Raw genomic sequence first — 14114 nt, forward strand, 5'->3', positions numbered from 1 at the left:
AAGCTCTCGATTATAGCCTGCTTTTTGGGGCCGCCCCGGATCCGGTGGTTCTACGTGCAATGCCCTTGCCTCCGCTGACCTGCCCCGCGCTGTCCACGAAGCCCTGGATCAGCCTCAGCCGAGGCGATGCACGCAGCCACAGCACGCCGAAGCGCCGGGGCTCCGAAGGCAGCGGCAACGGAATCTTGACGATACGCTGGCCGTCCAGCAACGGCGATGCGATGTCCGGCACGATCGAAACACCGAGCCCGCGGTCGACCATCATCGCGATCGCCAGCAGCGAGCTGAGTTCGAAGCGCTCCTGCGGCACGATGCCCGCGGCGCGCAGGTAACGGTCGGCCTGCTTGCCCCCGCCAAGATTGCGGTCGTAGCGGATCAGCGGCGATGTCCTCAGCAGTTCGTGCGGATCGCGCCGCGCAAGGCGGCTTGGCGCGAGCAGCACCAGCGGCTCCTCGCGCAGCAATGACCAATCGAAGGTCTTCGGCAGCGCGAAGGTCGGGTGGAGGCACACGGCTGCGTCGAGTTCGCCCTGCAGCAGCGCCTTGTGCAGCGTGGCGGTCGTGCCCGACTGCAGGAACACCTTGACGCCCGGATGCGTCTTCACGAAGTGGGCGAGGATGTCCGGCAGCAGGCTGTGAATGGCCGTATTGATGGTGCCGACCAGCAGCTCGCCGCCGGCCGCATCGCTGCCGAGCAGCGCCTTGATGTCGCTCACCTCCCGAAGCAGGTTGCGCCCGCGCTGCACCAGCTGGTGCCCCGCCTCGGTGGGTTGCACCGTGCGGCCGGCGCGCGCGAGCAACGGTGCGCCAAGCTCTCGCTCCAGTGCGCGGACCTGCTGCGCCACGGCGGCAGGCGTGAGGTCGAGCCGGCGCGCGGCCTCCGACATCGAGCCGGACTCCACCACCAGTAGAAAGCTGTGCAGGTAGGCGGTTTCCATGAAGATAGATTTTCTATGATCTGATCATAGAGAGCATGTGTTTTTCTAATCTCATGGACTGCAGACACTGCGGGCATGAGAAGCAAGCTCTTTGTTCCCGGCACACGCCCCGAGTTGTTCGCCAAGGCGCTCGACAGCGCGGCCGACGGTATTTGTCTCGATCTGGAAGACGCGGTCTCCGAAGCCCGCAAGGACGAAGCACGTGGCTGCGTGCGCCAGTTGCTGGCGGGCGTTGACACCACCGCCAACGGCAAGACCCTGATCGTCCGCGTCAACGCGATGGACACGCCGCACTTCGAGCGCGACGTGGCCGCCGTGGCCCTGCCCGGCGTGCACCTCATCAACCTGCCGAAGCCGGAGAGCGCGGCGCATGTGCGTGCCGCCGCCGAAGCCATCGAGCGCGCCGAGCAGGCCCAGGGCGTGAAGGCGCCCATCGGCCTGCTGCTGAACATCGAAACGCCTTCCGCCCTGCGCATGGCCGCGCAGCTCGCTCTTGCGCATCCCCGCGTGAAGGGGCTCCAGCTGGGCCTCGGCGACCTGTTCGAGCCGCTGGGCATCGCTCGGCGTGCGCCGGAAGCCATCCAGCAGGCGATGTTCGCGGTACGGATTGCCGCAGGCGAAGCGGGCCTTTACGCCTACGACAGCGCATTCGCGGACATCCGCGATGCCGACGGCTTTCGCGCGGAAGCGAAGCTCGCTCGCAACCTCGGTTTCCTCGGCAAGACCTGCATCCATCCGAGCCAGGTCGCCATCGCGAACGAAGTGTTCCGCCCCACCGACGATGAAATCGCGCACGCCTGCAAGGTGGTCGAAGCAGCGCGCGAGGCCGACGCCAAGGGAATCGGCGCCTATGTGGTGGACGGAAAAATGATCGACATCCCCTTCGTGCTTCGCGCACGCGCCATTGTCGAGAGAGCGGGCGAACTCGGGCTGCTGCCCGGCTGACCCCCATCGGCTTCGCACCGAGCGAGGCATGCATACACAAAAGAAACAGGAGACAAGACACACCATGCGCATTCCCCCCATCCTTCGTCCAGCCGCGCTGGCGGCCATTGCATTCGCCGGCGCATGCCTTTCCAGTGGCACGGCGCTCGCACAACAACAGGCGACCTATCCGAGCAAGGCCATCACGATCGTGGTGCCCTACCCGGCCGGCGGCTCGAACGACACCTTCGCGCGCCAAGTCGCCAAGGAACTCGGCGACGAGCTCAAGCAGCCGGTGATCATCGACAACCGGCCCGGCGCGAGCGGCAACACCGGCACCGCGCAGGTAGCGCGCGCCACGCCGGACGGCTACACGCTGGTGGCGGTGTCCTCCAGCATGACGACCAACGCGGCGGTGCAGTCGAAGCTGCCTTTCGATCCGGTGAAGGGCCTCGCGCCAGTGGCCATGTTCGCCAAGGGGCCCTTCATCGTCGCGGTCAACAACGACTTCCCCGCGAAGACGCCCGCAGAGCTGATTGCCGCCATCAAGGCGAAGCCGGGCCAGTACAACTACGCATCCTCTGGCTCCGGCAGCGTCAACCAGTTCGGCACGGAGTTGCTCAAGGCCAAGGTGGGCGACCTGCAGATCGCGCACATCCCGTACAAGGGCATGGGCCCGGCCGTGACCGACCTCATCGGCAACCAGACCCAGCTGCTGATTTCCAGCGGTCCGTCGCTGCTGCCGATGGTGCGGGCGGGCAAGCTGCGCGCCGTCGGCATCACCAGCCTGAAGCCGAGCCCCGTCGCGCCCGATCTCACACCGATGGCCGTCGCCGTGCCCGGCTACGAGTTCGAACTCTGGTGGGGCCTGCTGGCACCCGCAGGCACGCCGGGCGACGTGGTCGCCAAGCTCAACCAGGCCGTCAACCAGATCCTCGCCAGGCCCGCGATCGCGGGCAACTTCCTGCGCGAAGGCGCGATCGCCACGCCGCTCACGCCGGCGCAGTTCGGCACCGTGATCGCCGACGACGTGGAGCGCTGGAAGAAGCTGGCCAAACAACAGAACATCACCGCAGACTGAGAAAGAGAAGATCCATGAGCCTCGCCCCAACCCACGATGCCGGCAACGACGACGCACGCCTGCCCGTGCGCAGCGGCCCCGCGGGCCCGCTGAGCGGCCTGCGCGTGCTCGACCTGAGCGCCTACATCGCGGGCCCGTACGGCTGTTCGCTGCTGGCCGACCAGGGCGCGGAGGTCATCAAGATCGAGCCGCCCACGGGCGACAACCTGCGCAAGTACCCGTCGACGCTGGAAGCCGAGAGCCGCGCCTTCATCGGCGTGAACCGGAGCAAGCTCGGCGTGGTGCTCGACCTGAAGAACCCGGACGACCTTGCCGCGCTCATGGCGCTGGTGGAAACGGCCGACGTGCTGGTGCACAACTTCCGGCCCAGCGTGCCGCCGCGGCTGGGCATCGGCTACGAACAGTTGAAGGCGCTGAACCCGCGGCTGATCTACTGCGCCGTCACCGGCTATGGCGAGACAGGTCCGCTGCGCGAAAAGGCCGGCTACGACCAGGTGCTGCAGACCATGACCGGCATGTGCACGCTGCAAGGCCAGCGCGGCGGCCCGCCCGAGATCCTCTACGGCTCGGTGGTCGACTACTACGCGGCCGCTCTGGTGGCCGCGGGCGTGGCGTCTGCCCTGTACGAGCGCGAGAAGAGCGGCGCGGGCCAGTACGTCGGCGTGTCGCTGCTGCGCTCCGCGCTCACCATGCAGTCGGCGCGCATGGTCTGGGCCGAAGGCGAACCCAAAGACGTGGGGCGCGACATGCGCTCCGGCGGCATCACCGGCCTGCACCCCACGCGCGAAGGCCATCTCTACATCTCCGCCAACACGCCGCATTTCTGGCAGGCGTTGTGCGCCAAGGTCGGGCTGCCGGAGCTTGCGGTCGACGAGCGCTACGACTCGGTTCGCAAGCGCGCGCAGCACTCCGCCGAGATCGTTCCGCGGCTGCGCGCGGCGCTGGCCGAACGCAGCGCGCTCGAATGGGAGGAATGCTTCGGCGAAGACGTGCCCTGCGCCGCCGCGCGCACGGTGGAAGACATGTTCGACAACCCGCAGGTGCTGGCCGAAGACATGGTGGCGGAATTCGCGCATCCCACGCTCGGCACTTACCGCGGCTTCACGCGGCCCGTGCAGTTCGGCCGCACGCCGGGGCCGGAGCCCTTTGCGGCGCCGACGCTGGGCCAGCACACGGGCACCGTGCTGGCCTCTCGCGGCAAGGGAACAGGCCAGGGCTGAGCCATGCGCCTCGAAAGTGTCTGCCCCAACAGCGGCGGCACGCAGCGGCCCATGAGCAGTACGCCGGAGGGCGCCTGCGATGCGCACATGCATGTCTACGACCGCCGCTTCGCGCTGCATGCGCCACCCGATGCGATGGTCGACGATGCCACCGCCGACGACTACCGCCTGCTGCAGCAACGTATCGGCACGCAACGCACCGTCGTCGTGCAACCGCGCATCCACGGCACGGACAACAGCGTGACGCTCGCAGCCATCCGCGCGCTCGGTGCCACGCGCACGCGGGGCGTGGCCGTGGTGCACCCGGAGGTGAGCGACGACGAGCTCGCGCGGCTGCACGCGGGCGGCATTCGCGGCATCCGCTTCACGCTCTACACGCCGACGCACGCGGCCACCGACTTCTCCATGGTCGAGCCGCTCGCGCATCGCGTGCACACGCTCGGCTGGCATGTGCAGCTGCACTGGAGCGCCGACCAGATCGCCGAGCACGCGGCCCTGCTCGACCGGCTGCCCTGCACCATCGTCCTCGACCACCTCGCGCGGCTCGCGCTGCCGAATGCGCAGGCGCACCCCGCCTTCGCGGTCGTCAGCCGGCTGCTGGGCAACCGCCGCACCTGGATCAAGCTGTCCGGCGCCTACCTCGATTCGAAGCTGGGTGCCGAAGGCAGCTACGCCGACACCACCCCCATCGCCCAGGCCTGGGTGAAGCAAGCACCCGAACGCCTGGTGTGGGGCAGCGACTGGCCCCACCCCACCGAACGCGACGCCAAGCCCGACGACGCGCGGCTGTTCGACCTGCTGCACCAATGGGTGCCCGACGAAACCACGCGCCATCGCGTGCTGGTCGACAACCCGGCGCAGCTCTACGACTTTTCCTGAACCACAAGCATCGAGACATTGGCATGAAGAACACAAGACGCGTCCTGAAGACGATCGCGGCCATCGCCGCCTGCGCGCCCCTGCTGGGCTGGGCCGCATGGCCCGACAAGCCGATCCGCATGGTCGTTCCCTATGCGGCGGGCGGCGGCGCGGACAACACCGCGCGGATCGTCGCGCAGCAACTGAGCGCGGCGCTGGGCCAGCAGATCGTCATCGACAACAGGCCCGGCGCGGGCGGCGTGATCGGCGCCGACAACGTGGCCAAGGCGGCTGCCGACGGCTACACCGTGCTGTACGACGCTTCTGCGTTCTCGGTGAATCCTTCGCTGCGCAAGCTGCCCTTCGACGCGGCCAAGGATTTCATTCCGGTGTCGCTGGTGGCCACCGCGCCGCAGATCCTGGTGGTGCCGGAGAACGCGCCCTACAAGACCGTCGCCGAGTTCCTGGACTTCGCGCGCAAGAACCCCGGCAAGCTGAGCTTCGCGTCGGCAGGCGGCGGCACCGGCTCGCACCTGGCGGGCGAGGCACTGAACGAACAGGCCAAGGTCAACCTGATGCACGTGCCCTACAAGGGCGGCGCACCGGCGCTCACCGACCTCATGGGCGGGCAGGTGTCGGCGTACTTCGGCAACGTGGCGTCCACCCTCAGCTACGTGAAGTCGGGCAAGCTGCGCGCCCTGGCCGTGAGTTCCACCAAGCGCGTGCCGGCCCTGCCCGACACGCCGACGCTCGGCGAGTCGGGCCTGCCGGGCTACAACGTGGTCGAGTGGAACGGCGTGTTCCTGCCCAAGGGCACGCCGGCCGACATCGTGCAGAAGCTAGGCAAGGCCGTGCAGGCGGCGATCAACGACCCCACTGTGCATCAGAAGCTGCTGCAGCTCGGCCTGGAACCCGCGGGCACCACGCCGGAGGCATTCGCCAGGTTCGTGCAGGACGAGATAGGCCGGGTGAGCGCGCTGGTACGGGCGCGCAACATCCGGGTCGACTGAGCGGGCGCCCTGCATCTACCGCCTGGAGCCGGCCACGCGCCGCAGGCATTCGATGAGCTGCTCGGTGCTCGGCGTGCGCCGCTCGCCGCGCATCGTGATCAGGCCGACCGGCGGCAGCTCGATCGGCACCTTCAGCGGCAGTATCTTCAGCACGCCCTGCTGCTGGAAGTGCCGCGCCACCGAACGCGCCATGAAGGCCGCGGCGTCGCGCTGCTGCAGGAAGCTCATCTGCGCGAGGAAGGAGGCCGACTCGATGATGTCCACCGGCGGCTGCACGCCGTCGCGAAAGAACATCTGGTCGAGCTTCACGCGCAGCGATGCCCAGGGCGGCGGCATCACGCAGGGCAGCTTCGCCAGATCGGTCCAGCCGGGGCGGCGCTTCGCAAGCAGCGCATGGCCGGGGCGCAACACCACGGCCATCGGTTCGGCATGCAGTGCCTCGGTCTCGAGGTCCGGCGCGGCATAGCCGGGCTCCAGCCGCCCCACGAAAAGATCGAGTTCGCCAAGGCGAAGCTTGGGCAGCAGACGGGTGAGGTCGCCCTCTTCCACCAGCACGGTGGTCTGCGATGAGCGCGCCTTCAGCATTTCCACCGCACGCGCCATCAGCACCGGCATGGCGACCACCATCGCCCCCACGCTGGTGCGGCCGGCAGCGCCGCTGGCAACGGCGGCGATCTCGTCGCGCGTGCGGTCGTAGTCGGCCAGCACGGAGCGCGCGAAGCGCACCACGCTGTCTCCATAAGGCGTGGGTTCGGTGCCGCGGGTGGAACGGTCGAAGAGCGCCAGGCCGAACATGCGCTCGATTTCCGCGAGCGACTTCGACACCGCCGGCTGCGTGACCGCAAGGAATTCGGCGGCACGCCCCAGGTGCCTGAACTGGTCCAGCGCCACCAGCATCTGCAGATGCCGCAGCTTGAGATTGGAACGAAGGACGCGATCGATCTGGCTCATGGGGTGTCTCCGGTCTTTTTCTCTTCATAACCTGTACGACATGAAGAGAGTCCGCTATTTCATTGGATGGCAATGATTGTCTACGGAAGAATCCGACCCGTTCGCCAAACAAGAAATCCTGGAGACAACGATGAAGATCATTCGCACAGTGGCGCGACGTCAGTTCGTGCTGGGCGGCCTCGGCGCCGCGACGCTTGCAGCCACGCCTCTTCGCGCGCTGGCCGCCTCGGACTATCCCAAGCGCCCTCTCACATTCATCTGCCCATGGCCCGCCGGCGGCACCGCCGACCGGTCGATGCGCATCATCTGCCAGATCGCCGCGCGCGAACTCGGCCAGCCCATCGCGTTGGAGAACCGCGCGGGCGCCTCGGGAATGATCGGCACCAAAGCGCTGGCTTCGGCGCGGCCCGACGGCTACACCATAGGGCAGATACCGATCTCGGTCACGCGCTTCTCGCAGATCGGCACGGTGCAGCTCGACCCCTTGAAAGACCTCACCTACCTCGCGCGCACCTCCGGCCAGACCTTCGGCATCGCCGTGCCTGCGCGCTCGCCGTTCAAGTCGCTGCAGGACATGGTGGCGCAGGCCAAGGCCCGCCCCGGCGTCATCAGCTATGGGCATGCCGGCGTCGGCGGCGCGACCCATGTGGGCATGGAACAGTTCGCGCAGGCCGCGGGCGTGAAGCTCAACGCCATCGCCTACAAGGGCGGATCGGCCGCGCTGCAGGACGTGCTGGGCGAGCAGCTCGACATGCTGGCCGACAGCAGCTCGTGGGCGCCGCATGTCGAAAGCGGCAAACTGCGCCTGCTCGCGACATGGGGAGAATCGCGCACGCCGCGTTTCAAGGACGCGCCTACGCTGAAGGAACTCGGCTACGACGTGGTGGTCGAGGCGCCCAACGGCATCGGCGCACCGCAAGGCCTGCCCGCCGATGTCGAGAAGCGGCTGCGCGATGCGTTCCGCATCGCCGTCAACAGCGAAGACTTCAAGAAGGTGGCCGAGAGCATCGACGCGCCGGTCATGTACCAGGACGGCCCCGACTATCAGAAATACGCGCAGTCCGTGTACCGCCAGGACACGGAGCTGATCCGCAAGCTCAACCTCAAGGAACTGATGGAAAAGGGCTGACGCCCGACGCCAGGCGCCCCCAACATGAACGACAGCCCCCTGCTTCGCCTGCACCCGCACGACAACGTGCTGGTGGCCAAGACCCCCATTGCGCTCGGCGAGACCATCGAGGAATTCGGCGTCCGCGCCCGCGCGCAGATTCCCGCGGGCCACAAGATCGCAGCGTGCGCCATCGCGGCCGGCGAGCAGGTGAAGAAGTACGACACGGTGATCGGCGTGGCCTCGCGCGACCTGCAGCCGGGCGACTACGTGCACAGCCACAACCTCACGCTGGTCGACAGCTACCGCGACCCGGCCTTCTGCCAGGACGTGCGCCCCGTGGCCTACGTGCCCGAGGCCGAGCGGGCCGGCTTCATGGGCTTCGTGCGGGCCGACGGGCAAGTGGGCACGCGCAACTTCATCGGCATCCTGTCGTCGGTCAATTGCTCGTCCACGGTCATCCAGCGCATCGCGGCGCATTTCACCGCCGAGCGCCTCGCGGCGTTTCCCAACGTGGACGGCGTGGCCGCCTTCGCGCAGACCAGCGGCTGCGGCATGTCGTCGCCCAGCGAGCATTTCGACGTGCTGCGCCGCACCCTCGCAGGCTACGCCCGCCATCCGAACCTGGCGGGCGTGCTGATCGTGGGCCTGGGCTGCGAGCGCAACCAGGTCGATGCGCTGGTCGACTCGCAGGGCCTGCAGCAGGGCCGCCTGATGCGCACGCTGGTGATGCAGGAAGTGGGCGGCACGCGCCAGACCATCGAGGCCGGCATTCGCGCGATCGAGGACATGCTGCCCGAGGCCGACGCGGCGCGGCGCACGCCGGTGGGCGCCAACCATCTCAAGATCGGCCTGGAGTGCGGCGGCTCCGACGGCTTCTCCGCCATCACGGCCAACCCTGCCCTGGGCGCGGCCATGGACCTGCTGGTGCGCCACGGCGGCACGGCCATCCTGTCGGAGACGCCCGAGATCCACGGCGTGGAGTTCATGCTGACGCGGCGCGCCATCAGCCCCGAGGTCGGGCAGAAGCTGCTGGACCGGCTGGCCTGGTGGGAGCGCTACGCGGCCGGCCAGAACGCGCAGTTCAACGGCGTGGTCGGCCACGGCAACCAGGCCGGCGGCCTTGCCAACATCTTCGAGAAGTCGCTGGGCTCGGCCATGAAGGGCGGCACCACGCCGCTGCGCGCGGTGTACGAATACGCGGAGCCCATCGACCAGCCGGGCTTCGTCTTCATGGACTCGCCGGGCTACGACCCGGTGGCGGTCACCGGCCAGATCGCGAGCGGCGCGCAGCTGATCTGCTTCACCACGGGCCGCGGCTCGATGTTCGGCAGCAAGCCCGCGCCGACCATCAAGCTCGCGAGCAATACGCCGATGTTCCGGCGCCTGGAAGAAGACATGGACATCAACTGCGGCGTGGTGATCGACGGCGAGCTGACGGTCCCCGAACTGGGCCAGCGCATCTTCGAGCAGATCCTTCGGCATGCCTCCGGCGAGCCCACCAAGAGCGAGACCCTCGGCCTCGGCGACCACGAGTTCGTGCCGTGGCACCTGGGCATCGTGAGCTGATTTCTGACTTCTTCTTTTTTCACGGCGCACGTCGCAACCCCCATGCCCCTGTCTCTTTCGCGCGCAGAGCTGCTGCGCAGCGCCAACTTCATCGACGGCGAGTGGCAAGCCGTGGCGGACCGCAGCTTCGACGTGATCGATCCGGCCACGGGCGAACTGATCGCGCGGGTGCCCGATTCGAACGCCGCGACGGCGCGCGCCGCCACCGATGCAGCGCACGCCGCCTTCCCCGATTGGCGCAAGACGCCGGCCAGACAGCGCGCGCAGATCCTCAAGCGCTGGAACGACCTCGTGCTCGCGCATCAGGACGACCTGGGCCGGCTGATTTCTCGTGAGCAAGGCAAGCCCCTCGCCGAGGGCCGGGGCGAGGTCGCCTATGCGGCCAGCTACATCGAGTGGTTCGCCGAACAGGCCACGCGCGCCAACGGCGATGTGATTCCCGCGCCGCTGCCGGGGCGGCGCATGTTCGCGCTCAGGGAGCCGGTCGGCGTGGTGGCCGCCATCACGCCGTGGAATTTTCCGGCTGCGATGATCGCGCGCAAGATCGCGCCCGCGCTCGCCGCCGGGTGCACGGTGGTCTGCAAGCCGGCCGAAGACACGCCGCTGACTTCGCTGGCGCTGGTCGCCCTCGCCGCCGAGGCCGGCGTGCCGCCGGGCGTGCTCAACATCGTGACCGCGTCGCGCGAGCGCACGCCCGAAGTGGTCGATGCTTGGCTCGACGATCCGCGCGTGCGCAAGATCACTTTCACCGGCTCCACGCCGGTCGGCAAGCACCTGGTACGGCGCTCGGCGGACACGCTCAAGAAACTCTCGCTCGAACTCGGCGGCAATGCGCCCTTCATCGTGTTCGAGGACGCCGACATCGAAGCCGCCGTCGACGGCCTGATGGCCGCCAAGTTCCGCAACGGCGGCCAGACCTGCGTGTGCCCCAATCGCGTGTTCGTGCACGAGGCGGTGCACGAGCGCTTCGCGGCGTTGCTGGTGGCGCGCGTCGCCGCGCTCAAAGTAGGGCCGGCCAGCGACGCGGCTTCGCAGATCGGGCCGATGATCAATGCGCGCGCCGTCGAGAAGATCGAGCGCCACGTTCAGGACGCGGTGGCGCGCGGCGCGCGCGTGCTCACCGGCGGCACGCGGCTGCCCGCGCTGGGCGCAAACTACTTCGCGCCGACCGTGCTTGCCGATGCCGACGCCACCATGGCCTGTGCCTGCGAAGAAACCTTCGGCCCGGTGGCTCCGCTCACGCGCTTCATCGACGAGGCCGAGGTGATCGCACAGGCCAACGACACGCCCTTCGGCCTCGCGGCGTATTTCTACTCGCGCGACGTGCGCCGCATCTGGCGCGTGGCCGATGCGCTGGAGACCGGCATCGTCGGCATCAACGAAGGCGCGCTGGCGGCCGAGGCCGCGCCCTTCGGCGGCGTGAAGGATTCGGGCTACGGACGCGAAGGTTCGGTCCACGGCCTGGACGACTACCTGCACACCAAGTACGTGTGCCAGGGACAACTGGACTGAAGGAGCAAACATGCCCGCCCAAAACGCTTTCAAGGCGGCCCTGGCCGCGCGCCGGCCGCAAGTCGGCCTCTGGCTGTCGATGGCCAACCCGTACATGGCCGAGGTCAGCGCGACCACCGGCTTCCAGTGGCTGCTGATCGACGGCGAGCACGCGCCCAACGACCTGCGCTCCACGCTCGCCGCGCTGCAGGCGGTGGCGCCGCATCCGGTGCAGCCGGTGGTGCGCGCGGTGCAGGGCGACACGGCGCTCATCAAGCAGCTGCTCGACATCGGCGCCCGCAACCTGCTGGTGCCGATGGTCGACACGGCCGAGCAGGCGCGCGCGCTGGTGTCCGCCACGCGCTACCCGCCCCAGGGCATTCGCGGCGTGGGCAGCGCGGTGGGACGCGCATCGCAATGGAGCGCCCGCACCGACTACCTCGACATCGCGGACGACGAAGTCTGCCTGCTGGTGCAGGCCGAGACCACCACGGCGCTCGCCAATCTCGAGCGGATCTGCGAAGTGGAAGGCGTGGACGGCGTCTTCATCGGCCCGGCCGATCTCGCGGCGTCGATAGGCCATCGCGGACGGCCCGGCCACCCCGAAGTGCAGGCCGCGATCGAAGCCGCCATGCGGACCATCGTGGCATCGGGCAAGGCGGCCGGCACGCTCACCTCCGACCCGAAGCTGGCGAAGCGCTACCTGGAGCTGGGCTGCACTTTCGTTGCCGTCGGCGTCGACGTGCTGCTGTACGCGAATGCCGCGCGCAAGCTGGCGGCCGACTTTCTCGGGTCGCCCGCAACGGGTGCGCAGGCCGTGGCACCGGAGTCGCGCGGCGCCTACTGACCGTCAGGCCTATCAGCTCAGAGCAGCGCGTCGCCCCGCGACACGCGCACCACGCGAGCGCGCTCGCCGTCCGTCAGCAGGTAGAGCCCGCCGTCGGGGCCCTGCCTGATGTCGCGGATGCGTTCGCCGAGCTCGGAGAACAGCGCCTCGCGCCGGACCACGATGGGCAACGCGTCGCTGCCCGCCAGTTCGATGCGCCACACGGCCTTGCCCGCCAGGCCGCCGACGAAGACGCTGCCGCGCCACTGCGGGAACTGGTCGCCCGTGTACAGGATGAGATTGCTGGGCGCGATGCCCGGCCGCCCCCAGTGCGTGAGCGGCGCTTCCATGCCGGGCTTGGAAGTGCCTTCGCCCAGCCTGGCGCAGGTCGTGTACTCGCAGCCGAAGGTGACCACGGGCCAGCCGTAGTTGCGCCCCTTGCGCACGATGTTGATTTCGTCGCCGCCCCACGGGCCATGTTCCGCGACCCAGAGCTGGCCGGTGCGCGGATGCACGAATGCGCCCTGCGGATTGCGGTGGCCCAGGCTCCATATCTCGGGGCGCGCGCCCTGCCTGCCCACGAAGGGGTTGTCAGACGGCGTGCTTCCGTCGGTGCGGATGCGCACCGTCTTGCCCTGGTAGTAGGCGAGCGCCTGGGCGCGCATGCGGTCCTGCACCGCGTGCCGGTCGCCGACGGTGACGTAGAGATGGCCGTCGTCGGACACCGCCAGCCGGCCGCCCAGGTTCTCGCTGCTGGCCACCTTGGGGGTCTGGCTGAACAGCACCTTGAACTGGTCGATGCGCCGGGCGTCTTCGCTCAGCCGGGCGCGCGCGACGGTCAGCCCGTTGCGGTGCGCTTCGGCGCCGCGGCCTGCCTTGGTGTAGCTGATGTAGATGAGCCGGTTCGCCTCGAAGGCGGGATCGATCGTGACGTCGAGCAGCCCGCCGTGGTCCCGACGATCGACTTGCGGCAGCCCCGCGACCGGCACCGAGATCCTCTCGCCCTGCGCGTCGACCACGCGCAGCCTGCCGGCGCGCTCGGTCACCAGCAGCCGGCCGTCGGGCAGGAATTCCATGCCCCAGGGAGATTCGAGCCCCGCGGCGAAAGTGCTGGTGTGCGGCGCGTCGGCGGGCCGTGAGGCCGATGCGGGCAGCCAGGGCAGCGCACTCGTCAGCAGCAGGAGCGCGGCGCGCTTCCAGGAAAGGCGGGGCTTGGGCGAGGCGCTGGCGGATGTCATGTCCTTGAACCTTCGGTCGATGGCGGAAGAACGAAAAATCCTAGCCCCGCGGGCGCCGGAACAGAAGGGGCCGCTCATTACCATTTGTCCATGTTCGGACCGCGCCCGCCGCGCGAGCGCGCCGTCAGGCCACGCTATGGCATCCGATGAGCCGGCCCACGCCGCGAAGGTCAGGCTGCACGACGACATCGGCGTCGATTCTTGCCAGCTGCGCCGCCCGGGCAGCGTCGCCGATGCCGACGAACTCCAGCTTCAAGGCCCGCGCGGTGAGCAGGTCCCACACGCCGTCGCCGATGGAGATGACCCGGCCGCCGACAAGAACCCCGTGCTTCGCCCGGGCCTTGTCGATCGCGGCCTGCACGATCTCTTCCCGGGTCTCGTGCTCCGACGCGGTCACCAACAGGTCCACGTCGTAGGGGTGGTCCAGCAACGCCATCTTTTTCAGCGCGCCGTGCCGGAGGCTGCCGGTCGCGAAGGCGGCGATCCAGCCTGCCCGTTCGATCTGCGCCAAAAGCTGCGAGGCGCCGGCCACTTCGCCGCATGCCGCGGCATTGCTGCTGACCGTGTCGAACTCGGTGCGAAAACGCTCTTCCAGCAATGGCAACGGCAGTGAGCCCGCGAAGCCGGACTCGTCCCACGCCTCCCGAAAGATGGCGCTGTCGGAATGGTGCTTGTAGCTGCCCCAGTCGGTCCTGAGCTTCGGAAAGTCGAAGCTGCGAAGCGCCGCCTCGAATGCGCGCTGGTGGATCTCGACTGTCTTCGTCAGCGTGCCGTCGATGTCGAACACGACGATGGGTCTTGCGGTGATGTTCATGCCTGGTTTTTCGGGTGTGCGTGCCGGGGTGCTCAGGAAAACTCTGGGGACAGTTCTGGCACAAGGCGCCGCTTATCCACAGCGGGA

General features: G+C 68.6%; 13 protein-coding genes. 9 read left to right on the plus strand and 4 right to left on the minus strand.

From position 1 onward, the window contains the following. Positions 1-10 precede the first annotated feature (10 nt). Positions 11-937, minus strand: a complete 927-nt coding sequence (locus L3V85_RS27980) for a LysR family transcriptional regulator (RefSeq protein ID WP_237675908.1) — start codon at positions 935-937, stop codon at positions 11-13. A 75-nt stretch (positions 938-1012) separates the two neighbouring features. On the opposite strand from L3V85_RS27980, the gene L3V85_RS27985 reads away from it, so the two are divergent. The 5 genes from L3V85_RS27985 (at position 1013) to L3V85_RS28005 (ending at position 6030) form a co-directional block, all read left to right on the plus strand. Next, positions 1013-1882, plus strand: a complete 870-nt coding sequence (locus tag L3V85_RS27985; protein ID WP_237675909.1) for an HpcH/HpaI aldolase/citrate lyase family protein — start codon at positions 1013-1015, stop codon at positions 1880-1882. Between the two features lie 64 nt (positions 1883-1946). Further along, complete coding sequence (locus tag L3V85_RS27990; protein WP_237675910.1) at positions 1947-2942, plus strand: tripartite tricarboxylate transporter substrate binding protein; 996 nt, start codon at positions 1947-1949, stop codon at positions 2940-2942. A 14-nt stretch (positions 2943-2956) separates the two neighbouring features. Beyond that, the gene (locus L3V85_RS27995; protein ID WP_237675911.1) at positions 2957-4162 is read left to right on the plus strand and encodes a CaiB/BaiF CoA transferase family protein; all 1206 of its coding nucleotides are present in this window, start codon (positions 2957-2959) and stop codon (positions 4160-4162) included. Positions 4163-4165: 3 nt separating this feature from the next. Further along, positions 4166-5041 (plus strand): amidohydrolase family protein, encoded by an 876-nt coding sequence (locus L3V85_RS28000; RefSeq protein WP_237675912.1) that lies wholly within the window; start codon positions 4166-4168, stop codon positions 5039-5041. A gap of 23 nt (positions 5042-5064) precedes the next feature. After that, positions 5065-6030 (plus strand): Bug family tripartite tricarboxylate transporter substrate binding protein, encoded by a 966-nt coding sequence (locus L3V85_RS28005; RefSeq protein WP_237675913.1) that lies wholly within the window; start codon positions 5065-5067, stop codon positions 6028-6030. 15 nt (positions 6031-6045) lie between these two features. On the opposite strand, the gene L3V85_RS28010 is transcribed toward L3V85_RS28005, so the two are convergent. Then, on the minus strand, positions 6046-6981 hold the full coding sequence (locus L3V85_RS28010; protein WP_237675914.1) for a LysR substrate-binding domain-containing protein: 936 nt from the start codon (positions 6979-6981) through the stop codon (positions 6046-6048). Positions 6982-7111: 130 nt separating this feature from the next. Here L3V85_RS28010 and L3V85_RS28015 point away from each other — a divergent pair, with 130 nt between their 5' ends. Genes L3V85_RS28015 through hpaI form a run of 4 tightly spaced genes read left to right on the plus strand, consistent with a single transcriptional unit; the run spans position 7112 to position 11996 of the window. Continuing rightward, positions 7112-8110 carry a Bug family tripartite tricarboxylate transporter substrate binding protein gene (locus L3V85_RS28015; RefSeq protein ID WP_237675915.1) on the plus strand — a complete coding sequence of 333 codons (999 nt, stop codon included), beginning with the start codon at positions 7112-7114 and terminating at the stop codon, positions 8108-8110. A 24-nt stretch (positions 8111-8134) separates the two neighbouring features. After that, positions 8135-9658 carry a UxaA family hydrolase gene (locus L3V85_RS28020; RefSeq protein ID WP_237675916.1) on the plus strand — a complete coding sequence of 508 codons (1524 nt, stop codon included), beginning with the start codon at positions 8135-8137 and terminating at the stop codon, positions 9656-9658. Positions 9659-9700: 42 nt separating this feature from the next. Continuing rightward, positions 9701-11170, plus strand: a complete 1470-nt coding sequence (locus L3V85_RS28025; RefSeq protein ID WP_237675917.1) for an NAD-dependent succinate-semialdehyde dehydrogenase — start codon at positions 9701-9703, stop codon at positions 11168-11170. A gap of 10 nt (positions 11171-11180) precedes the next feature. Then, positions 11181-11996, plus strand: coding sequence for a 4-hydroxy-2-oxoheptanedioate aldolase (gene hpaI / locus L3V85_RS28030; RefSeq protein WP_237675918.1), 816 nt, complete (start codon positions 11181-11183; stop codon positions 11994-11996). A 17-nt stretch (positions 11997-12013) separates the two neighbouring features. On the opposite strand, the gene L3V85_RS28035 is transcribed toward hpaI, so the two are convergent. Both L3V85_RS28035 and L3V85_RS28040 read right to left on the minus strand, forming a co-directional pair. Then, entirely contained in the window at positions 12014-13213 is a 1200-nt protein-coding gene (locus L3V85_RS28035) for a PQQ-dependent sugar dehydrogenase (RefSeq protein ID WP_237675919.1), read from the minus strand. 124 nt (positions 13214-13337) lie between these two features. Beyond that, positions 13338-14027, minus strand: coding sequence for an HAD family hydrolase (locus L3V85_RS28040; protein WP_237675920.1), 690 nt, complete (start codon positions 14025-14027; stop codon positions 13338-13340). Positions 14028-14114: the final 87 nt, after the last annotated feature.

It is taken from the genome of Variovorax paradoxus, assembly GCF_022009635.1.
GTDB lineage: Bacteria > Pseudomonadota > Gammaproteobacteria > Burkholderiales > Burkholderiaceae_C > Variovorax.